28 protein-coding genes and 4 tRNA genes are annotated in these 26457 nt (G+C 55.3%); 31 read left to right on the top strand and 1 reads right to left on the bottom strand.

Annotated features, from left to right (window positions below; genetic code table 11):
- Positions 1 to 73: 73 nt before the first annotated feature.
- A complete protein-coding gene (locus ACHZBF_RS15605; RefSeq protein WP_321528938.1) occupies positions 74 to 1303 on the bottom strand; it encodes an OmpP1/FadL family transporter in 1230 nt (409 codons plus the stop codon).
- A 383-nt stretch (positions 1304 to 1686) separates the two neighbouring features.
- On the opposite strand from ACHZBF_RS15605, the gene ACHZBF_RS15600 reads away from it, so the two are divergent.
- The 31 genes from ACHZBF_RS15600 (at position 1687) to rplE (ending at position 26449) form a co-directional block, all read left to right on the top strand.
- Positions 1687 to 1771: transfer RNA gene (locus ACHZBF_RS15600), tRNA-Tyr, on the top strand.
- 122 nt (positions 1772 to 1893) lie between these two features.
- A tRNA-Gly gene (locus ACHZBF_RS15595) sits at positions 1894 to 1967 on the top strand.
- 41 nt (positions 1968 to 2008) lie between these two features.
- Positions 2009 to 2084 (top strand) — tRNA-Thr (locus ACHZBF_RS15590).
- 80 nt (positions 2085 to 2164) lie between these two features.
- A complete protein-coding gene (gene tuf, locus ACHZBF_RS15585) occupies positions 2165 to 3355 on the top strand; it encodes an elongation factor Tu (RefSeq protein ID WP_321529394.1) in 1191 nt (396 codons plus the stop codon).
- A gap of 89 nt (positions 3356 to 3444) precedes the next feature.
- Positions 3445 to 3520: transfer RNA gene (locus ACHZBF_RS15580), tRNA-Trp, on the top strand.
- 72 nt (positions 3521 to 3592) lie between these two features.
- A complete protein-coding gene (secE, locus tag ACHZBF_RS15575; protein ID WP_335342779.1) occupies positions 3593 to 3928 on the top strand; it encodes a preprotein translocase subunit SecE in 336 nt (111 codons plus the stop codon).
- Between the two features lie 9 nt (positions 3929 to 3937).
- On the top strand, positions 3938 to 4471 hold the full coding sequence (gene nusG, locus ACHZBF_RS15570; protein ID WP_029134657.1) for a transcription termination/antitermination protein NusG: 534 nt from the start codon (positions 3938 to 3940) through the stop codon (positions 4469 to 4471).
- 98 nt (positions 4472 to 4569) lie between these two features.
- The gene (rplK, locus tag ACHZBF_RS15565; protein ID WP_029134656.1) at positions 4570 to 5001 is read left to right on the top strand and encodes a 50S ribosomal protein L11; all 432 of its coding nucleotides are present in this window, start codon (positions 4570 to 4572) and stop codon (positions 4999 to 5001) included.
- 2 nt (positions 5002 to 5003) lie between these two features.
- Positions 5004 to 5699: a 50S ribosomal protein L1 gene (rplA, locus tag ACHZBF_RS15560; protein ID WP_029134655.1), complete on the top strand. Its 696-nt coding sequence runs from the start codon at positions 5004 to 5006 to the stop codon at positions 5697 to 5699.
- A 240-nt stretch (positions 5700 to 5939) separates the two neighbouring features.
- The gene (gene rplJ / locus ACHZBF_RS15555) at positions 5940 to 6467 is read left to right on the top strand and encodes a 50S ribosomal protein L10 (RefSeq protein WP_029134654.1); all 528 of its coding nucleotides are present in this window, start codon (positions 5940 to 5942) and stop codon (positions 6465 to 6467) included.
- A 62-nt stretch (positions 6468 to 6529) separates the two neighbouring features.
- On the top strand, positions 6530 to 6907 hold the full coding sequence (gene rplL, locus ACHZBF_RS15550; RefSeq protein WP_029134653.1) for a 50S ribosomal protein L7/L12: 378 nt from the start codon (positions 6530 to 6532) through the stop codon (positions 6905 to 6907).
- A 324-nt stretch (positions 6908 to 7231) separates the two neighbouring features.
- Positions 7232 to 11308 carry a DNA-directed RNA polymerase subunit beta gene (rpoB, locus tag ACHZBF_RS15545; protein ID WP_321528937.1) on the top strand — a complete coding sequence of 1359 codons (4077 nt, stop codon included), beginning with the start codon at positions 7232 to 7234 and terminating at the stop codon, positions 11306 to 11308.
- Positions 11309 to 11381: 73 nt separating this feature from the next.
- Positions 11382 to 15602, top strand: coding sequence for a DNA-directed RNA polymerase subunit beta' (gene rpoC, locus ACHZBF_RS15540; protein ID WP_029134651.1), 4221 nt, complete (start codon positions 11382 to 11384; stop codon positions 15600 to 15602).
- Positions 15603 to 15922: 320 nt separating this feature from the next.
- Positions 15923 to 16297 (top strand): 30S ribosomal protein S12, encoded by a 375-nt coding sequence (rpsL, locus tag ACHZBF_RS15535; RefSeq protein ID WP_029134650.1) that lies wholly within the window; start codon positions 15923 to 15925, stop codon positions 16295 to 16297.
- Positions 16298 to 16330: 33 nt separating this feature from the next.
- The gene (gene rpsG / locus ACHZBF_RS15530) at positions 16331 to 16801 is read left to right on the top strand and encodes a 30S ribosomal protein S7 (RefSeq protein WP_029134649.1); all 471 of its coding nucleotides are present in this window, start codon (positions 16331 to 16333) and stop codon (positions 16799 to 16801) included.
- Between the two features lie 61 nt (positions 16802 to 16862).
- Positions 16863 to 18953, top strand: a complete 2091-nt coding sequence (gene fusA, locus ACHZBF_RS15525; RefSeq protein ID WP_288104619.1) for an elongation factor G — start codon at positions 16863 to 16865, stop codon at positions 18951 to 18953.
- 18 nt (positions 18954 to 18971) lie between these two features.
- Positions 18972 to 20162: an elongation factor Tu gene (tuf, locus tag ACHZBF_RS15520; protein WP_321528936.1), complete on the top strand. Its 1191-nt coding sequence runs from the start codon at positions 18972 to 18974 to the stop codon at positions 20160 to 20162.
- A gap of 5 nt (positions 20163 to 20167) precedes the next feature.
- Positions 20168 to 20479, top strand: a complete 312-nt coding sequence (gene rpsJ, locus ACHZBF_RS15515) for a 30S ribosomal protein S10 (RefSeq protein ID WP_029134315.1) — start codon at positions 20168 to 20170, stop codon at positions 20477 to 20479.
- Positions 20480 to 20489: 10 nt separating this feature from the next.
- Positions 20490 to 21137 carry a 50S ribosomal protein L3 gene (gene rplC, locus ACHZBF_RS15510; RefSeq protein WP_321528935.1) on the top strand — a complete coding sequence of 216 codons (648 nt, stop codon included), beginning with the start codon at positions 20490 to 20492 and terminating at the stop codon, positions 21135 to 21137.
- 5 nt (positions 21138 to 21142) lie between these two features.
- Positions 21143 to 21757, top strand: coding sequence for a 50S ribosomal protein L4 (gene rplD / locus ACHZBF_RS15505; protein WP_321528934.1), 615 nt, complete (start codon positions 21143 to 21145; stop codon positions 21755 to 21757).
- Positions 21754 to 22050 (top strand): 50S ribosomal protein L23, encoded by a 297-nt coding sequence (rplW, locus tag ACHZBF_RS15500; RefSeq protein ID WP_029134312.1) that lies wholly within the window; start codon positions 21754 to 21756, stop codon positions 22048 to 22050. Before rplD ends, rplW begins: the two co-directional genes overlap by 4 nt.
- Before the next feature lie 39 nt (positions 22051 to 22089).
- Positions 22090 to 22917, top strand: coding sequence for a 50S ribosomal protein L2 (gene rplB, locus ACHZBF_RS15495; protein WP_029134311.1), 828 nt, complete (start codon positions 22090 to 22092; stop codon positions 22915 to 22917).
- Between the two features lie 21 nt (positions 22918 to 22938).
- On the top strand, positions 22939 to 23214 hold the full coding sequence (gene rpsS / locus ACHZBF_RS15490; RefSeq protein ID WP_029134310.1) for a 30S ribosomal protein S19: 276 nt from the start codon (positions 22939 to 22941) through the stop codon (positions 23212 to 23214).
- 14 nt (positions 23215 to 23228) lie between these two features.
- Positions 23229 to 23561, top strand: coding sequence for a 50S ribosomal protein L22 (rplV, locus tag ACHZBF_RS15485; RefSeq protein ID WP_029134309.1), 333 nt, complete (start codon positions 23229 to 23231; stop codon positions 23559 to 23561).
- A 9-nt stretch (positions 23562 to 23570) separates the two neighbouring features.
- Positions 23571 to 24263, top strand: a complete 693-nt coding sequence (gene rpsC, locus ACHZBF_RS15480) for a 30S ribosomal protein S3 (protein WP_029134308.1) — start codon at positions 23571 to 23573, stop codon at positions 24261 to 24263.
- 3 nt (positions 24264 to 24266) lie between these two features.
- On the top strand, positions 24267 to 24680 hold the full coding sequence (rplP, locus tag ACHZBF_RS15475; RefSeq protein ID WP_029134307.1) for a 50S ribosomal protein L16: 414 nt from the start codon (positions 24267 to 24269) through the stop codon (positions 24678 to 24680).
- Positions 24680 to 24880 (top strand): 50S ribosomal protein L29, encoded by a 201-nt coding sequence (gene rpmC, locus ACHZBF_RS15470; protein WP_029134306.1) that lies wholly within the window; start codon positions 24680 to 24682, stop codon positions 24878 to 24880. The genes rplP and rpmC overlap by 1 nt, the downstream gene beginning before the upstream one ends.
- Entirely contained in the window at positions 24877 to 25137 is a 261-nt protein-coding gene (rpsQ, locus tag ACHZBF_RS15465; protein WP_029134305.1) for a 30S ribosomal protein S17, read from the top strand. The genes rpmC and rpsQ overlap by 4 nt, the downstream gene beginning before the upstream one ends.
- A gap of 59 nt (positions 25138 to 25196) precedes the next feature.
- Positions 25197 to 25565, top strand: coding sequence for a 50S ribosomal protein L14 (rplN, locus tag ACHZBF_RS15460; RefSeq protein ID WP_029134304.1), 369 nt, complete (start codon positions 25197 to 25199; stop codon positions 25563 to 25565).
- Positions 25566 to 25581: 16 nt separating this feature from the next.
- Entirely contained in the window at positions 25582 to 25896 is a 315-nt protein-coding gene (rplX, locus tag ACHZBF_RS15455; protein WP_029134303.1) for a 50S ribosomal protein L24, read from the top strand.
- A gap of 13 nt (positions 25897 to 25909) precedes the next feature.
- Complete coding sequence (gene rplE, locus ACHZBF_RS15450) at positions 25910 to 26449, top strand: 50S ribosomal protein L5 (RefSeq protein ID WP_029134302.1); 540 nt, start codon at positions 25910 to 25912, stop codon at positions 26447 to 26449.
- Positions 26450 to 26457: the final 8 nt, after the last annotated feature.

The following is a 26457-nucleotide window of genomic DNA, read 5'->3' as shown; positions in this document are numbered from 1 at the left end:
GTATTACCGTCGGGGGTTTTTTATTTTTGATGGGCACGCTGCGCTTTGCCCATCCTACGGGTTGGTCAGATTGTTACATCTTCCAGCTGTAGGCGACGCCGATAGCATCCTGGTGCATCTTCAGGTTATAGGCCCCGGTCATAGACATGTCTCCATTAACAGTGTTCTCAAAGGCGTGCATGTAGGAGAAGGTAAGTTCGTTGCCGCTGTCCAGGGTCCAGGTGGCGCCCAGGGTCAGATGATCTTCCACCACGCCCGGGGCCAGCACGTTGAAGGTGGTCTGCGAACTGGGGATGGGGTTGTCGGCGTGGTTGAAGCCGGCCCGCAAGGTCAGGTTTTGGCTGTAGGCGTAGTCGAAGCCCAATTTGTAGATAGTCTGGTCTTCCCAGCCAAAGCCGGCACCATTGTCGGCGCCAAGTTGTGCGGCACCTGCAAAGAAGTTGTTGAGGTTGCCGATGGCGTTCACTTTACTGTAGTTGATGCGCATCACATCAAAGGCGATGTTCAGCTTGGGCGTCGCCGCAACAGCGATGCCGATGGCGAAGTTCTCGGGGATATCAAAATCGCCCTGTTCGGCGAACAGGCCGCGGTAGTCGTCAAACTCCGACATGTAGGTGCGGGTCTGGTAAGTGGCGCCCAGAGTGACCATATCAGAGACTTTGCCCTGCCAGCCGATGCGCAGACCGGCACCATAGGAGATGTCATGGCCATTGTCTGATAAGTTCGCCGGGTCTATGGATCCGACGCCGAAGCCACCAAAGCCTGCGATCCCTTTGGCTGAAAACGCTTGTGCCGCCAAGTTGAGGCCGATGCCCACCGAGTGATTTTCGTTAAGTTTTATCGCGTAGGTAGGGACAATAAACAGCTGCATGAGATCGACGCCCGTAGGGGCGGTCATGCCAAAACCGCTGTATGGGCCGACGCTGTAATCGGTGTTCATGCCGCCGGTGCCGAATACCGAAACACCGAAGGAGCTGTTTGCATCCAGCATCCGGTTATAGCCGAACTCGGGAATCAGGAATAGCTCCTTGTCATTGCCATCGAAAGTGGGGCCGCCTATGGCGGTTGATTCACGTTGTGGCCTGAACAGATTGACTCCCAAATCAATGCGGTTACCCACGTGCACCATGCCAGCCGGGTTGACGCCGCCGGCCAGTGCATCCTGTGAATAGGCGACGCCGACGCCACCCATGCCCTGGGACTTCTGGCCGACTCCGTGCGGCGCATAGCCGTTGGTAGCCCAGGCGCCAGAGACACAAAGTGAAGAGATCGCTGCGGCAAGCAGCTGTTTTCTGAAATGCATTTGTTTATTCCTCCGCTACTATGCCTGACGCTACTTGGATGTGGCAGGGCATAAGGCTTGTTACCGTTTTTGTTGTCTGAACTGTCGCTATTCTTATTATTGTCTGCGACCGCAATAATGCGGATCGATTTCACGTATGTCAACTAGAAAAAATATTAGAATATTAGTAACTTATTGTTATTAATGAATGTTATTGGTGAATTGATCGGTTTATATGGTGGTTTTCCTTAATAACTATTTGGAGTCTCGCGACAAGGAGCTGGATGTCGGGTGTCCGGTTGAGTGGTGGAATCGGTATGGATTCGTGAGATCAAATGGTTAGGTATATTGTCGGAAAAAATGTTGACAGCACCCCTGCGATCAAGCAGAATGCCGGGCTTCGTGGAGGGGTTCCCGAGTGGCCAAAGGGATCAGACTGTAAATCTGACGGCTCCGCCTTCGGAGGTTCGAATCCTCCCCCCTCCACCAGATTATATTGTACTGCGCAATGGCTGCGCGGTACGGTAGGTGGAAGGCTGCAGGCCTGAGTGATCCGCTCCTCCACCACTGAATTTGAAGCGGTTTTGGTAAGCGATCCGTCGCTTGGCAGCGCGGGTGTAGTTCAATGGTAGAACTTCAGCCTTCCAAGCTGAATACGTGGGTTCGATTCCCATCACCCGCTCCATATCAAGTCCTTCGACAGGGCTTCTATGATTGTAGTGCAAGGCCCATGTAGCTCAGTTGGTAGAGCACACCCTTGGTAAGGGTGAGGTCAGCAGTTCAAATCTGCTCATGGGCTCCATTAATCTAGTCCCGTGCATGTGCTGTGCACGGGTTTATTTGTCATTAAGTTTTAGAGCGAACCTTTCGGAGATTGAGTCGATGTCCAAGGAAAAATTCGAGCGTACAAAACCCCACGTAAACGTGGGAACCATTGGTCACGTTGACCACGGTAAGACCACGTTGACGGCGGCGATCACCAAGGTGATGGCGGAAGCGCGGGGTGGAGTATTTAAAGACTACGCTGACATCGATAATGCACCGGAAGAGCGTGAGCGTGGAATTACCATTGCGACCGCGCACGTGGAATACGAGTCGGATGCGCGTCACTATGCGCACGTTGACTGCCCGGGGCACGCGGATTATGTGAAAAACATGATCACGGGTGCGGCGCAGATGGACGGCGCGATTCTGGTGGTTTCTGCCGCGGACGGTCCGATGCCGCAGACCCGCGAGCACATCCTGCTGTCCCGTCAGGTTGGCGTACCCTACATCCTTGTTTATATGAACAAGGCTGACATGGTGGACGACGAAGAGCTGCTGGAACTGGTTGAGATGGAGATCCGCGAACTGCTGGATCAGTACGAGTTCCCGGGTGACGACACCCCGATCATCGTCGGTTCCGCACTGAAAGCGCTGGAAGGCGATACCTCGGATATTGGTGCGCCGTCGATCATCAAGCTGGTGGAGGCGATGGATAGCTACATTCCGACGCCGGAGCGTGACACCGACAAGCCGTTCCTGATGCCGATCGAGGACGTGTTCTCGATCTCCGGTCGCGGTACCGTGGTCACCGGTCGAATCGAGCGTGGCGTTATCCACGTGGGCGACGAAGTGTCGATCGTGGGTATCAAGGATACCGCGAAGACCACCTGTACCGGTGTTGAGATGTTCCGCAAGCTGCTGGATCAGGGCGAGGCGGGCGACAACGTGGGCGTGCTGCTGCGTGGCACCAAACGTGAAGAGGTTGAGCGTGGCCAGGTCCTGGCGAAGCCGGGCACCATTACCCCGCACACCCACTTTGAAGCCGAGGTGTACGTGTTGAGCAAGGACGAGGGTGGCCGTCACACGCCGTTCTTCAATAACTACCGTCCGCAGTTCTACTTCCGTACCACTGACGTGACCGGAGCCTGTGACCTGCCCGAGGGTGTGGAGATGGTGATGCCGGGTGACAACGTGAAGATGTCGGTTAAGTTGATTGCCCCGATTGCGATGGAAGAGGGTCTGCGTTTCGCGATCCGCGAAGGTGGCCGTACCGTCGGCGCCGGCGTTGTTGCTAAGATCATAGAGTGATCATTGTTAGTTATCTGTAGCTGGATGTGGGGAAGCGGCGGATCGCAAGGTCTTGCCGCCTCTTCGTCTGGCAACTAACAATTTTTTACAGGCCAGTAGCTCAATTGGTAGAGCAGCGGTCTCCAAAACCGCAGGTTGGGGGTTCGAGTCCCTCCTGGCCTGCCATTATTAAAGGCGCCTTTGCAAAGAGGTGCTGTGGCAGGAATGAACGCAAAGGCTGAAGTCGAAAGCTCAGGGATGGATACAGTGAAGCTGTTGCTGGCAGTGGTTCTGCTGGTGGGCGGTATTGCATTGTTCTATTTTCTGGAGGAATACTCCACCCTGGTAAGGGTTCTTGGTCTGTTGGCTGTGACTGGCGTGGCGGTGTTCATCGCGATGCAGTCGGTCGCGGGTCGTCGTGTCTGGGATTTTGCCAGGGCGTCGCGAACCGAGGTGCGCAAGGTGGTCTGGCCAAGCCGGCAGGAGACCATTCAGACTACACTAATCGTGTTCGCCATGGTGTTGCTGATCGGCATCGTGCTCTGGGTGTTCGATATGATACTGATGGCGATCGTTCAGGCTGTAACCGGATAGGAGAATACTATGGCATTGCGGTGGTATGTGGTTCACGCCTACTCCGGTTTCGAAGCGCAGGTAAAGCGTTCCCTGGAGGAGCGTGTCAAACGTTTCGGCATGGAGTCGCAGTTCGGTCAGATCCTGGTGCCCACCGAAGAGGTGGTGGAAATGCGCAGCGGCCAGCAGCGTCGCAGTGAGCGCAAGTTTTTTCCCGGTTATGTGCTGGTGCAGATGGAAATGACCGACGAAACCTGGCATCTGGTCAAGGATGCCCCAAAAGTGATGGGGTTTATCGGCGGTACAGCTGATCGTCCTGCGCCGATCACCGAGCGTGAGGCGGATGCCATTCTGCAGCGAGTTCAGGAAGGTGTTGAGAAGCCGCGGCCCAAGGTTCTGTTTGAGCCGGGTGAGGTGGTCCGTGTTATCGACGGACCCTTTAATGACTTCAACGGTGTGGTCGAGGACGTCGACTACGAAAAGAGTCGTCTCAAGGTTTCGGTACTGATTTTTGGGCGCTCCACCCCGGTCGACCTCGAGTTCGGCCAAGTGGAGAAAAGCTGAGCAAGGTATCAGTTCGCGCCTCTGCATGAGGGGCGGCGCCCTGCTCATCTATATATCCGGGGAGCCGAAAGGCGTTTGCACCCGATCAGGAGTAAGACATGGCAAAGAAAATTCAAGCTTATATCAAGCTGCAGGTTAAGGCCGGTTCGGCCAATCCCAGTCCGCCAGTCGGTCCGGCGCTGGGTCAGCATGGTGTCAATATCATGGAGTTCTGTAAGGCTTTCAATGCAAAGACCGAAAGTCTTGAGAAAGGGTTGCCGATCCCGGTAGTGATTACCGTCTACGCCGATCGCAGCTTTACCTTCATTACCAAGACTCCGCCGGCGGCAGTACTGTTGCAGAAGGCTGCTGGCGTCGCCAAGGGCTCTGGTACACCAAACACTGTCAAGGTGGGTAAGGTGACCCGTGAGCAGTTGGAAGAGATTGCCAATGTGAAGATGCCCGATATTACCGCTGCCGATATGGATGCGGCTGTGCGGACCATCGCCGGTACTGCCCGTTCCATGGGCCTTGATGTAGAGGGGGTATAAGCATGGCCAAGTTGAGCAAGCGCGCCCGCGCCATCAAAGAAAAAGTAGAGGCCGGCAAGCAGTATGGAATCCTGGATGCAGTACAACTGCTGAAAGAGCTGTCCACTGTTAAGTTTGGCGAGGCAGTGGATGTCTCGGTTAACCTGGGTGTGGATCCGCGTAAGTCGGATCAGAATGTGCGCGGTTCCACCGTACTGCCGAACGGTACCGGTAAGGTGGTTCGTGTTGCCGTGTTTGCACAGGGTGCAAACGCCGATGCGGCCAAGGAAGCGGGTGCGGATGTGGTTGGTTTCGATGATCTGGCCGCGGATGTGAAAGCGGGCAAAATGGACTTTGATGTGGTTATTGCCACTCCCGATGCGATGCGCGTTGTCGGCCAGTTGGGGCAGATCCTCGGTCCGCGCGGGCTGATGCCGAACCCCAAGGTCGGTACCGTGACCCCGAACGTTGCCGAGGCGGTGCAGAACGCCAAGGCTGGTCAGGTGCGTTATCGTACCGACAAGGGCGGCATTGTTCACTGCACCATCGGCAAAGTCAGCTTTGACCCGGCGGCAGTGAAGCAGAATCTTGAGGCGCTACTGGCTGATCTGAAAAAGATCAAACCGAGTGCCGCCAAAGGCATCTACATGAAGAAGATTACCATCTCCTCGACCATGGGTCCGGGTCTGCAGGTGGATCTCTCTTCGCTGGATGTCTGACCGTTGTAGGCGGGAGGGGTTGACCCTTTCGTCGTAAAAGAACTTTGGGGCGCCGGCCGGTAGCAGGCCGGATGCCGTCAAAGACCGCAGGTGCCCGACGGGCTTAATTATTTCCTGCGCAGACGGTGCTCCTGATTCGGTTTTCTGATGATGGTGCACGTTGTAGTGAGAGCGCCTGAACCCGATTGGGTGAAGGTCTGGTAGTTAAAATGACATTGTCATTTTTTTAGGAGGTGACGAGTGCCACTCAATCTTGAGCAAAAGAAAGCTGTCGTCGCCGAAGTCGCTGAAGTAGCAAGTACTGCCTATTCTGCGATTGCCGCCGAGTACCGTGGTTTGACCGTGGGTGAGATGACTGAATTGCGTGCCAAGGCGCGCGAGGCAGGCGTCTATGTCCGTGTGGTCAAGAACTCACTGGCTCGTCGTGCTGTCGAGAACACGGATTTTGACTGTATGAAAGAGGAGTTGACGGGTCCGCTTGTCATCGCTTTCTCGCAGGAAGATCCAGGTGCTGCTGCGCGCGTGATCAAAGACTTTGCCAAAGATCATAGCAAGCTGGTTGTAAAGGTGGTCTCAATCGGTGGCAAGTTGCTTGCCGTTTCCGATCTCGAGGCACTTTCCAAAATGCCTACTTACGAGCAGGCTGTCAGTATGCTTATGGCTGTCATGAAGGCTCCGGTGGAAAAACTTGCACGTACCATTAACGAGGTACCGGGTAAGTTGGTCCGCACCGTAGCTGCGATCCGTGATGCGAAAGAGGCTGCTTAATAGCTTTAATCCCTTAATCTACACATGTTGTAAGTGTTAACCCATTATCAGGAGTTTTAACAATGGCCGTTTCTAAAGAAGATATCCTGGAGACAATCGCCGGCATGACCGTAATGGAAGTTGTCGAGCTGATCTCCGCCATGGAAGAGAAGTTTGGCGTTTCCGCGGCTGCTGCCGTGGCTGCAGCTCCGGCTGCCGGTGGTGGCGAAGCTGCCGCTGCTGAAGAGCAGACCGAGTTTGATGTCGTGATGACCTCGTTCGGCGCCAACAAGGTTGCCGTCATCAAGGCTGTGCGCGGTCTCACCGGGCTGGGCCTGAAAGAGGCGAAGGAAGCTGTTGAAGGCGTTCCCACCACCCTGAAGGAAGGCGTTTCCAAGGATGAGGCAGAGAACGTGAAGAAAGAGCTGGAAGAGGCGGGTGCAGCAGTAGAGATCAAATAATTCTTGATTTCATATAGTTGCACACACTCGTGAGGTTGGGGCTGGTGGCGTTTTCGCCGCCGGCCTTTTCCCGCTTCTAGACTCGCTTTCCAAGCGCTATGTGATAGCTATTGGAAAGCCGGTTTTGGGGAACATGGAAAAGTTGTTTCCGTAACTGATCTGGCAGGACAAAGGTTTGATGGTTTGTTGGCATATACCTAATGTGGGCGTTGGGTAGGAACACAGCAACAGGGATGTATTCCGGCAAGGATCTGGCTGGAACCAATATATTAAGAGTATCTTTTCGAAGATCCATGGGATCTCAAGAAATCGAGGGACGGCAACATGGCCTATTCTTTCACTGAGAAAAAGCGTATTCGTAAGGATTTCGGCAAGCGTCCGAGCATCCTGGAAGTGCCTTTTCTTTTGGCGACACAGATCGACTCCTATCGCAAATTTCTCCAGGAAGGTGTCGCGATAGCGGACCGCGCTGATGTGGGGCTGCATGCCGCCTTCAAGTCGGTTTTTCCGATCGAGAGTTATTCCGGAAACGCGGTACTGGAGTATGTCAGCTATCGTCTCGGTACGCCGGTGTTCGATGTACGGGAGTGTCAGCTGCGTGGCGCAACCTACGCCGCCCCGTTGCGTGTGCTGGTCCGCCTGGTGATCTACGATAAGGATGCGCCCGCCAAATCGAAGGTGGTCAAGGACATTCGAGAGCAGGAAGTCTACATGGGTGAGATGCCCCTGATGACTGACAACGGTACTTTTGTGATCAATGGTACCGAGCGCGTGATCGTCTCCCAGTTGCACCGTTCACCGGGCGTGTTCTTCGACCACGACAAGGGCAAAACCCACAGCTCCGGAAAACTGCTGTTTTCCGCCCGGGTAATTCCCTACCGCGGTTCATGGCTGGACTTTGAGTTCGATCCCAAGGATAACGTCTTTGTGCGTATCGACCGTCGCCGCAAACTGCCCGCCACCGTGCTGCTGCGAGCCCTCGGTTTTGACACCGAGCAGATGCTGGGTATGTTCTTCGAGACCGACAAGATCGCACTGAGCAAGAAGTCGGCGAAGCTGAACCTGGTCCCGGAGCGTTTGCGCGGAGAGACGGCTACCTTCGATATCAAGGTAGGCAAGAGCGTCATCGTGGAGGCAGGTCGCCGGGTGACCGCAAGGCATATCCGCGAACTTGAGAAAGCGGAAGTCAAATCGCTTGAGGTGCCGTTCGACTTTTTGTACGGAAAGACCATTGCGCACGATGTAGTCGACCAGGATACAGGGGAGCTGCTGGCTTCCGCCAATGATGAATTGAACGAAGAGCTGATTGAGAGTCTGATAGAGAACGGCGTCAAGAAGATTGAGACGCTGTTCACCAACGATCTCGATCAGGGTCCCTATCTCTCCACCACACTGCGCATCGACACCACCGCCAATGCCCTGGAGGCACAGGTGGAGATCTATCGCATGATGCGTCCAGGCGAGCCGCCCACCAAGGAAGCGGCCGAGAAGCTGTTCAACAGCCTGTTCTTCAGCGCGGATCGCTATGATCTCTCGGCGGTCGGCCGGATGAAATTCAACAAGCGTCTGAGCAGGGACGAAGTAACCGGTGAAGGTATTCTGTCCAATGAGGATATTGTCGATGTGCTCAAAGAGCTGATCAATATCCGCAACGGCCATGGCATCGTCGACGATATCGATCACCTGGGTAATCGCCGTATCCGCTCGGTCGGTGAGATGGCGGAAAACCAGTTCCGTGTCGGTCTGGTGCGTGTTGAGCGCGCGGTGCGCGAGCGCCTGACGCTGGCCGAATCCGAAGGCTTGATGCCACAGGAGATGATTAACGCCAAGCCGGTGTCCGCTGCGATCAAGGAGTTCTTTGGCTCCAGCCAGTTGTCACAATTCATGGACCAGAACAATCCGCTCTCGGAAGTAACTCACAAACGCCGTGTCTCGGCACTCGGCCCGGGCGGTCTGGCCAGGGAACGCGCGGGATTTGAGGTGCGCGACGTGCACCCGACGCACTACGGTCGTGTCTGTCCCATTGAGACGCCTGAGGGTCCGAACATCGGCTTGATCAACTCGTTGGCGGTTTATGCCCGGACCAATGATTACGGTTTCCTCGAAACCCCCTACCGGGTGGTGAAGGATGGCCTGGTGACCGATGAGATCGATTACCTTTCAGCGATTGAAGAGGGGCGCTATGTGATCGCCCAGGCCAGTGCCGCCGTGGATGAAAAGGGGCATCTGTTCGAGGATCTGATCCCGTGCCGTTACCAGAACGAGACCATGCTCACCGGTCCCGACAAAATCCAGTACATGGACGTGTCGCCAAAACAGATCGTCTCGGTGGCTGCTTCCATGATTCCGTTCCTGGAGCACGATGATGCCAACCGGGCGTTGATGGGCTCCAACATGCAGCGCCAGGCGGTGCCGACACTGCGGGCGGAAAAGCCACTGGTGGGTACGGGTATGGAGCGCGCGGTGGCGGTAGACTCCGGTGTTACGGTAGTGGCCAAGCGTGGCGGATCGGTTGAAGCGGTGGATGCGGCCCGCATTGTGGTGCGTGTCAATGACGATGAGACGGTTGCCGGCGAGCCAGGTGTGGATATCTATAACCTAACCAAATACACCCGCTCCAACCAGAATACCTGTATCAATCAACGTCCACTGGTCAATCCCGGCGATATTATCACCCGGGGTGACGTGATGGCGGACGGTCCATCCACGGATCTGGGCGAGCTGGCGCTGGGCCAGAATATGCGTGTCGCCTTCATGCCCTGGAATGGCTACAACTTCGAGGACTCCATTCTGGTCTCCGAACGGGTTGTCCAGGAGGATCGTTTCACCACGATCCATATTGAAGAGCTAACCTGTATGGCCCGGGACACCAAGCTGGGTTCCGAGGAGATCACGGGCGACATCCCCAATGTGGGCGAGGCCGCGCTGGCCAAGCTGGATGAATCGGGTATCGTCTATGTGGGTGCCGAGGTGAAAGAGGGTGACATCCTGGTGGGTAAGGTAACCCCCAAGGGCGAAACCCAGCTGACACCGGAAGAGAAACTGCTACGTGCCATTTTTGGTGAGAAGGCGGCGGACGTCAAGGATACCTCCTTGCGCGTATCTTCCGGCCGGGTAGGCACTGTTATCGATGTGCAGGTATTTACCCGCGATGGCGTCGAGAAGGATGCCCGTGCCCTGCAGATCGAAAATGCCGAACTGGAGCGGGTCAAGAAGGATCTCGATGATCAGCTGCGGATCATGGAAGGGGATACCTTCCAGCGCGTCGAGAAAATGCTGCTGGGCAAGGTGGCCGATGGTGGTCCCAATCAGCTGAAATCCGGCGCCAAGATCACCAAGGCTTATCTGGCTGAACTGGACCAGGACCGCTGGCTGGAGATCCGCCTGCACAACGAAGAGGCGGCGGCCCAGCTTGAGGCCATTGCCGAGCAGGTGAAGCTGCAGCGTGAAGAGTTCCGTGAGAAGTTTGAAGAGAAGAAGCGCAAGCTGACCACCAGTGATGATCTGGCGCCAGGCGTGTTGAAGATGGTGAAGGTCTATGTGGCGGTGAAGCGTCGCATTCAACCGGGTGACAAGATGGCTGGTCGACACGGCAACAAGGGTGTCATCTCCATGATCCAGCCGGTTGAGGATATGCCGTTCGACGAGCATGGTCAGCCGGTGGATATTGTATTGAATCCGCTCGGCGTACCGTCGCGTATGAATGTGGGGCAGATCCTGGAGACTCATCTGGGTTGGGCGGCCAAGGGCGTGGGTGAGAAGATCGGCAAAATGCTGGAGGCCAAGTCCAAGATCGCCGAACTGCGCAAATATCTGGAGAAGGTCTACAACACCAGCGGCAAGTCGGAAGATCTGGATAGTTTCAGTGACGATGAAATTGTTGAGCTGGCGAGTAATCTGAAGCGTGGCGTGCCGATGGCGACGCCCGTGTTCGACGGTGCTTCTGAAGAGGAAATCCGGGCGCTGTTGAAGCTGGCCGATCTGCCGGAAAGCGGTCAGACGACTCTGTTTGACGGCAGAACAGGCGAGGCCTTCGATCGCCAAGTGACGGTTGGCTACATGTATGTGCTGAAGCTGAATCATCTGGTAGATGACAAGATGCATGCCCGCTCGACCGGTCCGTACAGTCTGGTTACGCAGCAGCCGCTGGGCGGTAAGGCGCAGTTTGGCGGACAGCGATTCGGTGAGATGGAGGTGTGGGCGCTGGAGGCCTATGGCGCCGCCTACACACTGCAGGAGATGCTCACCGTGAAGTCCGATGATGTGACCGGTCGTACTCGGATGTATAAAAACATCGTTGACGGTAACCATCAGATGGAGGCCGGCATGCCGGAGTCCTTCAACGTGCTGGTTAAAGAGATACGCTCTCTGGGCATCAATATTGAATTGGAGCGGGAATAGGGTCCGGCATCACGCGCTGTAACCTAGCGAATACCGAGACAAACACCGGAACCCGACAGCAGGAGATACGATCTTGAAAGATCTATTAAAAATTCTGAAGCAGCAAGGGCAGACTGAAGATTTTGACGCGATCAAAATTGGTCTGGCTTCACCCGACATGATCCGTTCATGGTCCTATGGCGAAGTTAAAAAGCCTGAGACGATCAACTACCGGACTTTCAAGCCCGAGCGTGAGGGCCTGTTCTGTGCCAAGATCTTTGGCCCGACCAGCGACTATGAGTGCCTGTGCGGCAAGTACAAGCGCCTGAAACATCGCGGCGTGGTCTGTGAGAAGTGCGGCGTCGAAGTGACCCTGGCCAAGGTGCGGCGTGAACGCATGGGTCACATCGAGCTGGCCAGCCCGGTGGCGCACATCTGGTTCCTCAAGTCACTGCCGTCCCGTATCGGCCTGTTGCTGGATATGACCCTGCGGGATATCGAGCGGGTGCTCTATTTCGAGTCCTTCGTGGTGGTCGATCCGGGCATGACGCCGCTGGAGCGCGGCCAGTTGCTGAACGATGACCAGTATCTCGAGGCGATTGAAGAGAATGGTGATGAGTTTGATGCCCGGATGGGTGCCGAGGCGGTCTATGAACTGCTCAGCTCGCTGAACCTGCCGAAGGAGATCGAAATCCTTCGGGAAGAGATCCAGGGCACCAACTCTGAGACCAAGCTGAAAAAACTGAGCAAGCGTCTGAAGCTGGTGGAGTCCCTGCACGAGTCCGGCAACCGTCCCGAGTGGATGGTGATGACCGTGCTGCCGGTGTTGCCGCCCGAGTTGCGTCCACTGGTGCCGCTGGATGGCGGTCGCTTTGCAACCTCTGACCTGAATGACCTGTATCGCCGGGTCATCAATCGCAACAACCGCCTGAAACGGCTGCTGGATCTGAATGCGCCGGACATTATCGTGCGCAATGAGAAGCGCATGCTGCAGGAGTCGGTGGATGCCCTGCTGGATAACGGTCGGCGCGGACGCGCCATCACCGGAACCAACAAGCGTCAGCTGAAATCCCTGGCGGACATGATCAAGGGCAAGCAGGGGCGCTTCCGCCAGAACCTGCTGGGCAAGCGTGTCGACTACTCCGGTCGTTCGGTGATCGTGGTCGGTCCGACCCTGAAGCTGCATCAGTGTGGTCTGCCGAAGAAAATGGCCCTGGAGCTGTTCAAGCCGTTTATCTTCTCCAAGCTGCAACTGCGCGGTCTGGCCACCACCATCAAGGCGGCCAAGAAGCTGGTCGAGCGCGGCACCGGTGAAGTGTGGGACATTCTCGAAGAAGTGATTCGCGAGCATCCCGTGATGCTGAACCGTGCACCGACGCTGCATCGTCTGGGCATCCAGGCGTTCGAGCCGGTACTGGTGGAAGGCAAGGCGATTCAGCTGCATCCGCTGGTCTGTACCGCCTTCAACGCGGACTTTGACGGCGACCAGATGGCGGTACACGTACCGCTCTCCATCGAGGCGCAGCTGGAAGCGCGCAGTCTGATGATGTCGACCAACAATATTCTCTCGCCAGCCAACGGCGAACCGATCATCGTACCTTCCCAGGACGTGGTGCTGGGTCTCTACTTCATGACCCGCGAGCGCATCAATGCCAAGGGCGAAGGAATGGTGTTCTCTGATCTGGCGGAAGTGCATCGTGCCTATGAAGCGCGCATGGTGGATCTGCAGGCCAAGGTCAAGGTGCGCCTGACCGAGAAAGTGGAGGATGAAAAAGGAGAGGAACAGACGGTTCGGCGCCTGGTGGATACCACCGTGGGCCGGGCGTTGCTGTCGGAAATTTTGCCCAAAGGGTTGCCGTTTGAGCTGATCAACAACGCCATGGGCAAGCGCGCGATCTCCAATCTGGTGGATGCCTGCTACCGTCGTGTCGGTCTCAAGGAGACGGTTATTTTCGCCGACCAGGTGATGTACATGGGCTTCCGTTTCGCTACCCGTGCCGGCGTCTCTATCGGCATGAACGACATGACCATCCCCAAGGAGAAGGGGCCGATCCTGGCCGCCGCCGAACGGGAGGTGAAAGAGATCCAGAATCAGTACGCCTCCGGTCTGGTGACCAACGGCGAGCGCTACAACAAGGTGGTGGATATCTGGTCCCACACCAACGACCAGGTGGCCAAGGCGATGATGTCTCATCTGGGTAAAGAGACGGTCGTCGACCGGGAGGGCAAGGAGGTCCAGCAGGACTCCTTCAACTCGATCTACATGATGGCCGACTCCGGTGCGCGTGGTTCGGCGGCGCAGATACGCCAGCTGGCCGGTATGCGTGGCCTGATGGCCAAGCCGGATGGCTCCATTATCGAGACGCCGATCACCGCCAACTTCCGTGAGGGGCTCGACGTACTGCAGTACTTTATCTCTACCCATGGTGCTCGTAAGGGTCTTGCCGACACGGCGCTGAAGACCGCCAACTCGGGTTATCTGACCCGTCGTCTGGTCGACGTAGCTCAGGATATGGTGGTCCTGGAACCGGACTGTGGTACTGAAGAAGGCCTGGATATGCATCCCATCATCGAGGGTGGTGATGTGGTTGAGCCGCTGCGTGAGCGGATCCTGGGTCGGGTGCTGGCGGAGGCCGTATATAAGCCCGGCAGCGATGAGATGGTGTTCGATCGTGGAACGCTGCTGACCGAGACCTCGGTAGAGACCTTGGAAAAACTGGGCGTGGATCATGTACGGGTCCGTTCCGCCATTACCTGTGAATCCAAGGTCGGTGTCTGCTCCATGTGCTATGGACGTGATTTGGCGCGCGGTCACAAGGTTAATATGGGTGAGGCAGTCGGGGTGATTGCGGCGCAGTCCATTGGTGAGCCGGGTACCCAGTTGACCATGCGTACCTTCCATATTGGTGGTGCGGCTTCACGAGCGGCCGCGGTCAACAGTATTGAGGTGAAAACCGCCGGTACCGTGCGTCTGCACAATATCAAGACTGTCGAGCATCACAGTGGCACGCTGGTGGCGGTTTCCCGCTCCGGTGAACTGACCGTCGTTGATGAGGTGGGCCGCGAGCGCGAGCGTTATAAAGTTCCCTATGGTGCCAACATTCGTGCCGCCGACGGCGAACAGGTCGCCGGTGGACAGATGGTGGCAAACTGGGATCCGCATACCCATCCGGTGATTACCGAGGTGGCTGGTACGGTACAGTTCGTGGAGTTTGCGGATGGCGTCAGTGTGCAGAAACAGGTGGATGATGTCACCGGTCTCTCGTCGCTGGCGATTATCGACCCGAAACAGCGTCCGACCGCCGGTAAGGACATGCGGCCCATGGTCAAGCTGGTGGATGACGATGGCAATGACCTGAATATTGCGGGAACTGATATCCCGGCTCACTATTATCTGCCCTCCGGCGCAGTGGTCATTGTGACTGACGGTGGTCGGGTGCAGATCGGTGACACCCTGGCGCGTATTCCGCAGGAATCATCCAAGACTCGTGACATCACCGGTGGTCTGCCACGGGTGGCCGACCTGTTTGAGGCGCGCAAGCCGAAAGACCAGGCAATCCTGGCGGAAGCGACCGGTACGGTCGGTTTCGGCAAGGATACCAAGGGCAAGCAGCGGTTGATCATCACGGACGCGGATGGCGAGCAGCATGAGGATCTGATCCCCAAATGGCGTCACGTAAACGTGTTCGAGGGTGAGCACGTAGCCAAGGGCGAGGTTGTGTCTGATGGCGAGTACAATCCGCACGATATTCTGCGTCTGAAAGGTGTAACCGCCCTGGCGGATTACCTGGTGAAGGAGATTCAGGACGTTTACCGACTGCAGGGTGTGAAGATCAACGATAAGCACATCGAGGTGATCATTCGCCAGATGCTGCGTAAGGTGGAGATAACCGCACCGGGCGACACGCGCTTCCTGCGTGGTGAGCAGGCCGAAAAGGCCCGCGTTCTGGAAGAGAATCTGCGGGTCGAGGCCGAAGGCAAGTATCCGGCGTTGTGGACACCTATATTGCTGGGTATCACTAAAGCGTCGCTGGCGACCGAGTCGTTTATTTCTGCAGCGTCATTCCAGGAGACCACGCGCGTGCTGACCGAATCGGCGGTGCGTGGTTCCAGCGATTCCCTTGTTGGACTAAAGGAGAATGTGATCGTCGGCCGGCTGATTCCGGCAGGTACCGGTCTCTCTTATCATAACGAGCGTCACAAGCGAAGAGATGAAGAGCTGGGGGCTGAGTCTGTGGATGCCAAGGTCGAGATGGATGCCGATGAGGTTGCAGAGGCTATCAAGCAGGCGTTGAATACCGCGGATAGCGAGTAATTGCTGAAAACGGGGGGCGTCACCGACGTCCCCTGTGATTATTTTTTAAAAAAACAGGGCGGCCACTTTTTTCATCATTAGAGTGGCCATGGTAGTGTTGACACCTCCTTGTCGGGCGCGTAGAATGCGCGCTCTTCACTTGGGCTGAAGTGGTACACGGGCTCGGGTTTCAGAATTATTCCCAGGCTAATTTCGGCCGTGGGGGCAAGGTTTTAAGCTTGTGATTAACATGTTCCGGTGACAATCCGGTTGGGTGTTGATCGCGCGCTTTTCTGGTGCGATAGAGGGTGCATAAGGCGCTTCTCTGGAGACGGGATTTAATGGCTACAATCAATCAGTTGGTGCGCAAGCCACGCATGCGCAAAGTAGAAAAGAGTAACGTGCCTGCGTTGGAGGCGTGTCCGCAGAAGCGTGGTGTCTGTACGCGTGTCTACACGACCACGCCGAAGAAACCGAACTCTGCATTGCGTAAGGTCGCTCGTGTACGCCTGACCAACGGTTTTGAGGTCAGTACCTATATCGGTGGTGAAGGTCATAACCTTCAGGAGCACTCGGTAGTGCTGATTCGTGGTGGCCGTGTCAAGGATTTGCCTGGTGTGCGCTATCACGTGGTGCGCGGTAGTCTGGATACCTCCGGTGTGGATAAGCGCCGCCAGGGTCGTTCAAAATATGGTGCCAAGCGGCCTAAGGGCTGATTGGGTTCACTAACAGGACTGAGTTAATAAGTCATGCCAAGAAGACGAGTTGCAGCAAAACGCGAAATTCTGCCTGATCCGAAATTTGGAAGTCAGTTGCTTGCGAAGTTCATCAACATGATCATGGTTGATGGTAAGAAGTCGGTAGCTGAGAAGATCATCTATGATGCTCTGGATCGCGTGACTGAGCGCACTAGTGGCGAACCGATGGATGTGCTTGAGAAGGCGCTTGAAAATGTCCGCCCCGTGGTTGAGGTCAAGTCTCGCCGTGTGGGTGGCGCGACATACCAGGTGCCGGTTGAGGTGCGTGCGAGTCGTCGTAACACTTTGGCTATGCGCTGGCTGATCGATGCATCGCGCAAGCGTAGCGAGAAGTCGATGGCACACCGTCTTGCGGGCGAACTGGCAGATGCTTCCGAGCAGCGTGGTTCGGCAGTCAAAAAGCGTGAGGATACGCATCGAATGGCTGAGGCCAACAAGGCGTTCTCGCATTATCGCTGGTAAGAAATACTTTTTTACCCGTTTTACCTTTTTTGCTCTTTTACATTGTTGATCGGATTAAGTCGTGGCGCGAAGCACACCTATTGATAGGTATCGGAATGTTGGGATTATGGCGCATATTGATGCGGGTAAGACCACCACAACCGAGCGCATTCTGTACTACACCGGCGTTTCGCATAAGATCGGTGAGGTACATGATGGTGCGGCGACTATGGATTGGATGGAGCAGGAGCAGGAGCGTGGTATCACCATAACTTCTGCGGCAACAACCTGTTTCTGGAAAGGGATGGATCAGCAATTTCCGGAGCATCGTATCAATATTATCGATACGCCGGGGCACGTCGATTTTACCATTGAGGTTGAACGGTCGTTACGTGTTCTGGATGGTGCCTGCGCGGTTTTTTGTGCGGTGGGCGGCGTTGAGCCGCAGTCAGAAACGGTGTGGCGTCAGGCTGACAAGTACGGTGTTCCGCGTATTGCCTTTGTCAACAAGATGGACCGCATGGGCGCTAACTTCCTGCGGGTTGTCGAGCAGGTGCGGACGCGTCTCGGCGCTAATCCGGTACCTCTGCAGATCGCCGTTGGTGCGGAAGAGGCTTTTCAGGGAGTTGTTGACCTGATCAAGATGAAGGCGATCTACTGGGACGAGTCGTCCCGTGGCATGACCTTCGAAGAGCGAGCGATTCCCGGCGAACTCCAGTCACTGGCCGCTGAGTGGCGCGAAAAGATGGTTGAGGCGGCCGCCGAAGCGAATGATGCTTTGATGGAAAAGTACCTGGATACGGGTGATCTTTCCGTCGAAGAGATTAAGTCCGGATTGCGTATCAGAACGCTCTCCAGTGAGATAACGCCGATGATGTGCGGCTCCGCCTTTAAGAATAAAGGTGTGCAGGCCCTGCTGGATGCGGTTATCGAATACATGCCGGCTCCGGTTGATGTGCCGGCAATCAAGGGCGTGCTGGATGACGAGGTGAGCGTCGCTGAGCGCCCATCCAGTGACGATGCGCCCTTTGCGGCCCTGGCGTTTAAGATAGCAACCGATCCTTTTGTTGGTAACCTGACATTCTTCCGTGTTTATTCCGGTGTGCTCAAGTCGGGTGACAGTGTGTTCAACCCGGTGAAGGGAAAAAAAGATCGGGTTGGCCGGATTCTGCAGATGCACTCCAACTCGCGTGAAGAGATCAAGGAAGTGCGTGCAGGCGATATTGCGGCAGCAGTCGGTCTCAAGGATGTGACCACCGGAGACACCCTGTGTGCCCTGGATGCCCATATCACACTGGAGCGGATGGATTTCCCGGAACCTGTGATCGCGGTGGCGGTTGAGCCTAAGACAAAGGCCGATCAGGAGAAAATGTCGGTGGCGCTGTCCAAGCTGGCGCACGAGGATCCTTCGTTTCGCGTCACTACAGATCCGGAATCAGGGCAGACGATTATCGCCGGGATGGGCGAGCTGCATCTGGAGATCATTGTTGACCGGATGCGCCGTGAGTTCAATGTGGAAGCCAATGTCGGCGCGCCACAGGTGGCGTATCGGGAAACCATTCGCTCTGTTGTTGAGCAGGAAGGCAAGTTTGTGCGGCAGTCGGGTGGGCGCGGCCAGTATGGTCATGTTTATCTGCGGATCGAGCCCAGAGAGTCTGGTAGCGGCTATGAATTTGTCAACGGAATAGTCGGCGGCGTTGTGCCGCGGGAGTACATTCCGGCAGTGGATAAGGGTATCCAGGAGCAGATGCAAAATGGCGTCCTGGCCGGATACCCGATGGTAGATGTCAAGGTCACCCTGTTTGACGGGTCGTACCATGATGTGGACTCCAGCGAGATGGCGTTCAAGATAGCTGGGTCGATGTGTTTTAGAGAGGGGGCGGGGAACGCCAATCCCGTACTTCTTGAGCCGATTATGAAGATCGAAATCATAACGCCCGAGGATTACATGGGTGATGTGATGGGTGATCTGAACAGGCGGCGTGGTGTCGTTCAGGGTATGGATGACTGTCCGGCGGGTCGGCAAGTCAAGGCGGAGGTTCCGCTGTCCGAGATGTTTGGATATGCGACGGATCTTCGTTCAGCTACGCAAGGTCGTGCAACGTACAGCATGGAATTTGCTAAATACAGTGAAGTCCCGGCGAATATCGCTGAGGCTGTGAAGAAACAGTAATCTGGAAGGGGTAGAACCGTGTCCAAGGAAAAATTCGAGCGTACAAAACCCCACGTAAACGTGGGAACCATTGGTCACGTTGACCACGGTAAGACCACGTTGACGGCGGCGATCACCAAGGTGATGGCGGAAGCGCGGGGTGGAGTATTTAAAGACTACGCTGACATCGATAATGCACCGGAAGAGCGTGAGCGTGGAATTACCATTGCGACCGCGCACGTGGAATACGAGTCGGATGCGCGTCACTATGCGCACGTTGACTGCCCGGGGCACGCTGACTATGTGAAAAACATGATCACGGGTGCGGCGCAGATGGACGGCGCGATTCTGGTGGTTTCTGCGGCGGACGGTCCGATGCCGCAGACCCGCGAGCACATCCTGCTGTCCCGTCAGGTTGGCGTACCCTACATCCTTGTTTATATGAACAAGGCTGACATGGTGGACGACGAAGAGCTGCTGGAACTGGTTGAGATGGAGATCCGCGAATTGCTGGATCAGTACGAGTTCCCGGGTGACGACACCCCGATCATCGTCGGTTCCGCGCTGAAAGCGCTGGAAGGCGATACCTCGGATATTGGTGCGCCGTCGATCATCAAGCTGGTGGAGGAGATGGATAAATACATCCCGACGCCAGAGCGTGATACCGACAAGGCGTTCCTGATGCCGATCGAGGACGTGTTCTCGATCTCCGGTCGCGGTACCGTGGTCACCGGTCGAATCGAGCGTGGCATTATCCACGTGGGCGACGAAGTGGCGATCGTGGGTATCAAGGATACCGCCAAGACCACCTGTACCGGTGTTGAGATGTTCCGCAAGCTGCTGGATCAGGGCGAGGCGGGCGACAACGTGGGCGTGCTGCTGCGTGGCACCAAGCGTGAAGAGGTTGAGCGTGGCCAGGTCCTGGCGAAGCCGGGCACCATTACCCCGCACACCCACTTTGAAGCCGAGGTGTACGTGTTGAGCAAGGACGAGGGTGGCCGTCACACGCCGTTCTTCAATAACTACCGTCCGCAGTTCTACTTCCGTACCACTGACGTGACCGGAGCCTGTGACCTGCCTGAGGGTGTGGAGATGGTGATGCCGGGCGACAACGTGAAGATGTCGGTTAAGTTGATTGCCCCGATTGCGATGGAAGAGGGTCTGCGTTTCGCGATCCGCGAAGGTGGCCGTACCGTCGGCGCCGGCGTTGTTGCTAAGATCATAGAGTAATAAATATGGCCAACCAGAGAATTCGTATTCGACTGAAGGCATTCGATCATCGTCTGATCGATCAGTCCGCACGTGAGATCGTCGATACCGCCAAGCGCACCGGGGCACAGGTCCATGGACCTATCCCGTTGCCCACCAAAAAGGAGCGGTTCACGGTACTGATTTCACCACACGTAAACAAAGACGCGCGTGATCAGTACGAAATCCGTACCCACAAACGGCTGATGGATATCGTTGACCCAACCGACAAGACGGTAGATGCGCTGATGAAGTTGGATCTGGCGGCAGGCGTTGACGTTCAGATCAAACTGAACTGAGGTAATGACGATGTTAGGAATAGTAGGACGAAAAGTCGGCATGACTCGGGTTTTTACCGAAGAGGGCGTTTCAGTGCCTGTCACGGTTATTGAAGTCGAGCCAAATCGTGTTACCCAGTTGCGCACTATCGAAAACGATGGTTACAGCGCAATCCAGGTAACCACCGGAAGCCGTAAAGCTTCAAGTGTTTCCAAGCCCGAGGCCGGTCACCTGGCGAAGGCCGGCGTTGAGGCCGGTCGTGGCATGTGGGAATTCCGCCTTACTGAAGATGAGCAGGACGGCATAGAAGTCGGTGGCGAAATCAAGGTGGATATGTTTGAGGCCGGCCAGATTGTCGATGTGCGTGGTACGACCATCGGCAAGGGTTTTCAGGGCGCTGTAAAGCGTCACGGTTTCAGAATGCAGGATGCGACGCACGGCAACTCATTGTCACATCGGGCACCAGGCTCAATCGGACAGTGTCAGACGCCGGGCCGCGTATTTAAGGGTAAAAAGATGGCAGGCCACATGGGCAACGTGAAGCGTTCCATTCAAAATCTCCAGGTAGTGAGAGTTGATGCAGAGCGTAACCTGTTGCTGGTACGAGGGGCTGTGCCTGGTTCGAGTGGCGGTGATGTGATTATCACGCCCGCGATCAAGATGCTGAACAAGGGGTAAAAAAAATGGACCTCAATGTACAGGCTGGCAACGGCGGCACCGAGACCATGCAGGTCTCCGATGCGGTATTTGCGGCTGATTATAATGAAGCACTGATTCATCAGGTGGTTACTGCGTATATGGCGGCGGCGCGTGCCGGCACCAAAGCAGGGAAAAACCGCTCCGATGTAAGCGGTGGCGGTATCAAGCCTTTCCGTCAGAAAGGCACTGGCCGTGCACGTGCGGGTACCAGCAGAAGCCCGATCTGGCGTACCGGTGGTGTGACATTTGCCGCTCGTCCCAGGGATTATTCGCAGAAGGTTAACCGCAAGATGTATCGCGGAGCGATTCGCTCCATCCTGTCGGAACTGCTGCGCACCGAGCGTATGGTGGTTGTCTCTGACTTTGCGGTAGAGGCACCGAAAACCAAGGCGTTGGTGTCGAAGCTGGACGCCCTCGGTATGAAAGAGGTGCTGATCGTAGCCGCACAGCCTGAGGAAAATCTCTATTTGGCTGCGCGGAATCTGTATGGGGTTGATGTTTGTGATGTGCGTGAACTCGACCCGGTCAGTCTGATCGGCTTCGACAAGATACTCATCACCTCCGAATCACTGAAGCAGCTGGAGGCGAGCCTGTCATGAATAAAGAACGTCTGATGCAGGTGTTGTTGGGACCGGTTATTTCCGAGAAGAGCACAATTGCGGCCGATGTGAATCGCCAATTTGTCTTCAAGGTAACCCCTGACGCCAAGAAGCCCGAAATAAAAAGAGCTGTCGAGCTGATGTTTGATGTCACGGTTGATAACGTGCGTGTTGTCAACATCAAGGGCAAAAGCAAGCGGTTCGGTCAGATAAAAGGTCGTCGTAACGGCGTTCGTAAAGCCTACATCAGGCTGGCAGAGGGCAGTGACATCGACTTCGGTGCGGGTGCCTGATTGGCCCTTGATCGCAACGAATAGAGCGGAATTAAGAGTATGGCTATTGTAAAAACCAGACCAACATCAGCCGGTCGCCGGTTTGTGGTGAAGGTGGTAAATCCTGACCTGCATAAAGGTGAGCCGCATGGCCCACTGCTGGAACAGAAGAGCAAGAATGGCGGTCGCAACAATAACGGTCGCATTACTACCCGACACAAGGGTGGTGGTCACAAGCAGCGCTACCGGGTGATCGATTTCAAGCGGGATAAAGATGGCGTGCCGGGCGTCGTGGAGCGTCTGGAATACGATCCCAACCGCACGGCCAATATCGCATTGATCAAGTACGCCGACGGCGAGCGCCGCTATATCATTGCCCCCAAGGGCCTGGTGGCTGGTGACCCGGTAATGTCTGGCGAGGATTCCGGTATCAAGTTGGGCAACTGTCTGCCGCTGCGGAATATCCCGGTCGGTACCAATGTTCACTGCATCGAGATGAAGCTGGGCAAGGGCGCGCAGATCGCCCGTTCAGCCGGAACTTCTGCACAATTGGTTGCACGCGAGGGAGAATATGCTACTCTGCGCCTCCGCTCAGGCGAGATGCGCAAGATTCGCAGCGAATGTCGCGCAACCATTGGTGAAGTCGGCAATACCGAGCACAGCTTGCGTAAGCTGGGTAAGGCCGGAGCGTCGAGATGGCGTGGCGTCAGACCTACCGTGCGTGGTGTGGCGATGAACCCGGTTGATCACCCGCATGGTGGTGGTGAAGGGCGGACCTCTGGTGGGCGTCATCCGTGCAGCCCGTGGGGTGTACCTACCAAGGGTTACAAGACACGTACCAATAAGCGTACTGATAAAATGATTGTGCGTCGGCGCAATCGTAAGTAAATGGAACCGAGGTAATTTAACGTGCCACGTTCAATTAAGAAAGGCCCCTTCGTTGATCATCATTTGATGAAGAAAGTAGACGAAGCAGTGGCAAGCAATAGCAAACGTCCGATTAAAACATGGTCTCGCCGCTCTATGGTGCTGCCGGACATGATTGGGCTGACCATTGCGGTATACAACGGACGCCAGCATATTCCAGTGCTTGTCACCGAGAATATGATTGGTCATAAACTTGGTGAGTTTGCACTGACCCGGACATTCCGGGGTCATGCGGCTGACAAGAAATCGAAACGATAATCGGGGTAGGAACCATGCAGGCTGCTGCTAAATTGCGTTTTGCGCGTATTTCGGCCCAGAAGGGTCGTCTGGTCGCCGATCAGATTAGGGGTCTGCCTGTGGAGCAGGCTCTGAATATCCTCTCCTTCAGCAACAAGAAGGGCGCGGACCTTATGAAAAAGCTGCTGGATTCTGCGATTGCGAATGCAGAAAACAATGAAGGCGCGGATATCGATGAGTTGAAGGTTGCCTCTGTTATGGTTGATGAGGGTCCGACAATGAAGCGGATCAGGGCGCGAGCCAAGGGTCGTGCGGCCCGTATTTTAAAGCGTACCAGTCACTTCACCGTGATTGTGTCGGACAAGTAAGGCAGAGTTATGGGTCAGAAAGTACATCCAATTGGAATTCGTCTTGGCATTGTCAAGCAGTGGACGTCGAAATGGTATGCCGACTCCAAAGACTATGCTGATATGCTCAATACCGACCTTGAGGTGAGGGACTATTTGAAAAAACGTCTTTCCCAGGCCTCAGTGAGTCGTATTCAGATCGATCGTCCGGCCAAAAATGCCCATGTGACCATTCACTCGGCACGACCGGGAATAGTGATCGGTAAGAAAGGCGAAGATATCAATACACTGCGTGAAGAAGTATCCAGGCGTATGGGTATCCCGGCGCACATCAGTGTGGAAGAGATTCGTAAGCCTGAACTCGATGCACAACTGGTTGCCGAGGGGATTACCCAGCAGCTGGAGCGCCGTGTCATGTTCCGCCGGGCGATGAAGCGTTCGGTACAGACGGCAATGCGTCTGGGTGCAGGCGGCATCAAGGTGAATATTTCCGGTCGCCTGAATGGCGCCGAGATTGCCCGTAATGAATGGTATCGGGAAGGTCGTGTCCCACTCCACACACTGCGCGCCGACATCGATTACGGTTTTGCCGAGGCAAAAACCACTTATGGAATTATCGGTGTAAAGGTTTGGATTTTTAAAGGCGAAGTCTTTGGTGACGAAGTTCAGGAAGATACTGCGCCCAAGCCTGCGCGTCGTAAAGCACCGCGTAAGAAGGATTAAGTCATGTTATTGCCAAAGCGGACTAAATTCCGTAAACAGATGAAGGGTCGCAACCGCGGCCTGGCGAACCGGGGTAACAAGGTTAGCTTCGGTGAATATGGTCTACAGGCTGTTGACCGTGGGCGTATGACGTCTCGTCAAATTGAGGCCGCTCGACGCACGATCACCCGCACAGCCAAACGTGGCGGAAAAATGTGGATTCGTGTTTTTCCGGATAAGCCAATCACCAAGAAGCCGCTGGAAGTACGTCAGGGTAAAGGTAAAGGTAGCGTCGAGTACTGGGTCGCGCTGATTCAGCCTGGTCGGGTACTTTATGAAATTGAAGGTGTTTCTGAGGAACTCGCTCGCGAAGCTTTCCAATTGGCAGCCGCAAAACTGCCGTTCAAGACTGCCTTCATTAAACGGACGGTGATGTGATGAGTGCGAGTGAACTTCGTCAAAAGAACCCCGCTGAGTTAGAGGGGGTGTTACTGGAGCTGCGCAAAGAGCAGTTCAATCTGCGTATGCAGCAGGGCACTGGACAGTTGTCGCGCCCGTCAGAGATGAGGCGGGTTAGAAAAGAGATTGCCCGGGTGAAGACGTTGCTGAATGAGAAAGGTGTAGGTGAAGCATCATGAGCGATCAGAACAACAGCAATCGCACACTCGAAGGTCGTGTGGTCAGCGATAAAATGGACAAAAGCATTACTGTCCTGGTCGAACGCAAGGTGAAGCACCCGATCTACGGGAAGTTCATTCGTCGGTCCACCAAGGTGCATGCCCACGACGAGGCCAATGAGTGTGGTATCGGCGATGTAGTGGTGGTAGAGCAATGCCGCCCGCTCTCGAAGAGCAAAACCTGGCGTCTGGTCAAGGTTGTCACAAAGGCATCCTGAGGCAGGCACCGGTAAATCGTACGATTTCGGTTTAGTGATTATTTAATTGGAATAGACCAATGATCCAGATGCAGACAATGCTTAACGTCGCCGATAACAGTGGCGCAAAGCGAGTCCAGTGCATAAAGGTGCTGGGCGGATCACACCGTCGCTATGCTGGCATCGGGGATATTATTAAAGTGAGCGTTAAAGACGCTATCCCCCGCGGCAAAGTGAAAAAAGGTGATGTATATAATGCGGTAGTTGTTCGTACCAGGAAAGGCGTCCGGCGTCCGGATGGATCTTTGATCCGTTTTGACGGCAATGCCGCTGTTCTGTTGAACACGCAACTGCAGCCGATCGGAACCCGTATTTTTGGGCCGGTCACCCGTGAACTGCGCAGCGAGCGATTCATGAAAATCATCTCGCTCGCTCCTGAAGTACTCTAAGGGGTGAATCATGGCTATGCGTAAGATCAAAAAAGGTGACCAAGTCGTCGTCCTCGCCGGAAAAGATAAAGGCAAGCAGGGAACGGTTCTGCGGGTGATTGACGAAAAGGTCATCGTTGAAAACATCAATATTGTTAAGAAGCATGCAAAGGCTAATCCTGCCAAGGGCGAGCCCGGTGGCATCCTGGATAAAGAGATGCCAATCGATGCTTCCAATGTTGCCGTTTATAACCCGAATACCGGCAAGGCCGATCGGGTTGGTATAAAGACTTTGGAAGACGGTCGCAAGGTGCGCTACTTCAAGTCTAATGGCGAAGTCGTGGATATCTGAGGCGGATAGAAAGATGGCAAGATTACAACAGGTCTACCGCGACCAACTCGTGGGTAAGCTGAAAGATCAGTTTAGCTTCAAGAGCGTGATGGAAGTTCCGCGGATAACCAAAATCACCCTGAATATGGGTGTCGGTGCGGCGCTTGGTGACAAGAAAGTGCTGGAATTTGCGGTTAATGACATGGAGAAGATTGCAGGCCAGAAAGCAATTGTCACCATGGCACGTAAATCCGTTGCAGGGTTCAAGGTGCGCGAAGGCTGGCCAATCGGTTGCAAGGTAACACTGCGCCGGGAGCGGATGTACGAGTTCCTTGATCGACTGATTAACGTCGCTATCCCCCGTATTCGAGATTTTCGTGGCCTCAACCCAAAATCATTTGACGGCCGCGGGAATTACAGTATGGGTGTGAAGGAGCAGATTATGTTCCCGGAAATCGACTTTGATAAGGTCGACACCCTGCGTGGACTGGATATCGTTATCACTACCACTGCAAAGAATGATGCGGAAGGTCGCGCGCTTCTTGAAGCGTTCAACTTCCCTTTCAAGAACTGAAACAGAGC

The organism is Sedimenticola selenatireducens, assembly GCF_963675335.2.
In the GTDB taxonomy this organism is placed as follows: domain Bacteria; phylum Pseudomonadota; class Gammaproteobacteria; order Chromatiales; family Chromatiaceae; genus Sedimenticola; species Sedimenticola selenatireducens.
The sequence above is the reverse complement of the archived record's forward strand: the minus strand, read 5'-3'. Positions and strand labels throughout refer to the sequence as shown.

What these genes read in the sequence shown, in the direction of transcription:
- nusG (WP_029134657.1), top strand. Translation starts at nt 3,938, where the DNA reads ATGGCATTGCGGTGGTATGTGGTTCACGCCTACTCCGGTTTCGAAGCG.
- rplW (WP_029134312.1), top strand. Translation starts at nt 21,754, where the DNA reads ATGAATAAAGAACGTCTGATGCAGGTGTTGTTGGGACCGGTTATTTCC.
- rplC (WP_321528935.1), top strand. Translation starts at nt 20,490, where the DNA reads ATGTTAGGAATAGTAGGACGAAAAGTCGGCATGACTCGGGTTTTTACC.
- ACHZBF_RS15605 (WP_321528938.1), bottom strand. Translation starts at nt 1,303, where the DNA reads ATGCATTTCAGAAAACAGCTGCTTGCCGCAGCGATCTCTTCACTTTGT.
- rpsL (WP_029134650.1), top strand. Translation starts at nt 15,923, where the DNA reads ATGGCTACAATCAATCAGTTGGTGCGCAAGCCACGCATGCGCAAAGTA.
- rpsJ (WP_029134315.1), top strand. Translation starts at nt 20,168, where the DNA reads ATGGCCAACCAGAGAATTCGTATTCGACTGAAGGCATTCGATCATCGT.
- tuf (WP_321529394.1), top strand. Translation starts at nt 2,165, where the DNA reads ATGTCCAAGGAAAAATTCGAGCGTACAAAACCCCACGTAAACGTGGGA.
- rplA (WP_029134655.1), top strand. Translation starts at nt 5,004, where the DNA reads ATGGCCAAGTTGAGCAAGCGCGCCCGCGCCATCAAAGAAAAAGTAGAG.
- rpsC (WP_029134308.1), top strand. Translation starts at nt 23,571, where the DNA reads ATGGGTCAGAAAGTACATCCAATTGGAATTCGTCTTGGCATTGTCAAG.
- rpsQ (WP_029134305.1), top strand. Translation starts at nt 24,877, where the DNA reads ATGAGCGATCAGAACAACAGCAATCGCACACTCGAAGGTCGTGTGGTC.
- rpsG (WP_029134649.1), top strand. Translation starts at nt 16,331, where the DNA reads ATGCCAAGAAGACGAGTTGCAGCAAAACGCGAAATTCTGCCTGATCCG.
- rplE (WP_029134302.1), top strand. Translation starts at nt 25,910, where the DNA reads ATGGCAAGATTACAACAGGTCTACCGCGACCAACTCGTGGGTAAGCTG.
- rpmC (WP_029134306.1), top strand. Translation starts at nt 24,680, where the DNA reads ATGAGTGCGAGTGAACTTCGTCAAAAGAACCCCGCTGAGTTAGAGGGG.
- rplD (WP_321528934.1), top strand. Translation starts at nt 21,143, where the DNA reads ATGGACCTCAATGTACAGGCTGGCAACGGCGGCACCGAGACCATGCAG.
- rplN (WP_029134304.1), top strand. Translation starts at nt 25,197, where the DNA reads ATGATCCAGATGCAGACAATGCTTAACGTCGCCGATAACAGTGGCGCA.
- secE (WP_335342779.1), top strand. Translation starts at nt 3,593, where the DNA reads ATGGATACAGTGAAGCTGTTGCTGGCAGTGGTTCTGCTGGTGGGCGGT.
- rplK (WP_029134656.1), top strand. Translation starts at nt 4,570, where the DNA reads ATGGCAAAGAAAATTCAAGCTTATATCAAGCTGCAGGTTAAGGCCGGT.
- rpoB (WP_321528937.1), top strand. Translation starts at nt 7,232, where the DNA reads ATGGCCTATTCTTTCACTGAGAAAAAGCGTATTCGTAAGGATTTCGGC.
- rplL (WP_029134653.1), top strand. Translation starts at nt 6,530, where the DNA reads ATGGCCGTTTCTAAAGAAGATATCCTGGAGACAATCGCCGGCATGACC.
- rplP (WP_029134307.1), top strand. Translation starts at nt 24,267, where the DNA reads ATGTTATTGCCAAAGCGGACTAAATTCCGTAAACAGATGAAGGGTCGC.
- rplX (WP_029134303.1), top strand. Translation starts at nt 25,582, where the DNA reads ATGCGTAAGATCAAAAAAGGTGACCAAGTCGTCGTCCTCGCCGGAAAA.
- rplB (WP_029134311.1), top strand. Translation starts at nt 22,090, where the DNA reads ATGGCTATTGTAAAAACCAGACCAACATCAGCCGGTCGCCGGTTTGTG.
- rplV (WP_029134309.1), top strand. Translation starts at nt 23,229, where the DNA reads ATGCAGGCTGCTGCTAAATTGCGTTTTGCGCGTATTTCGGCCCAGAAG.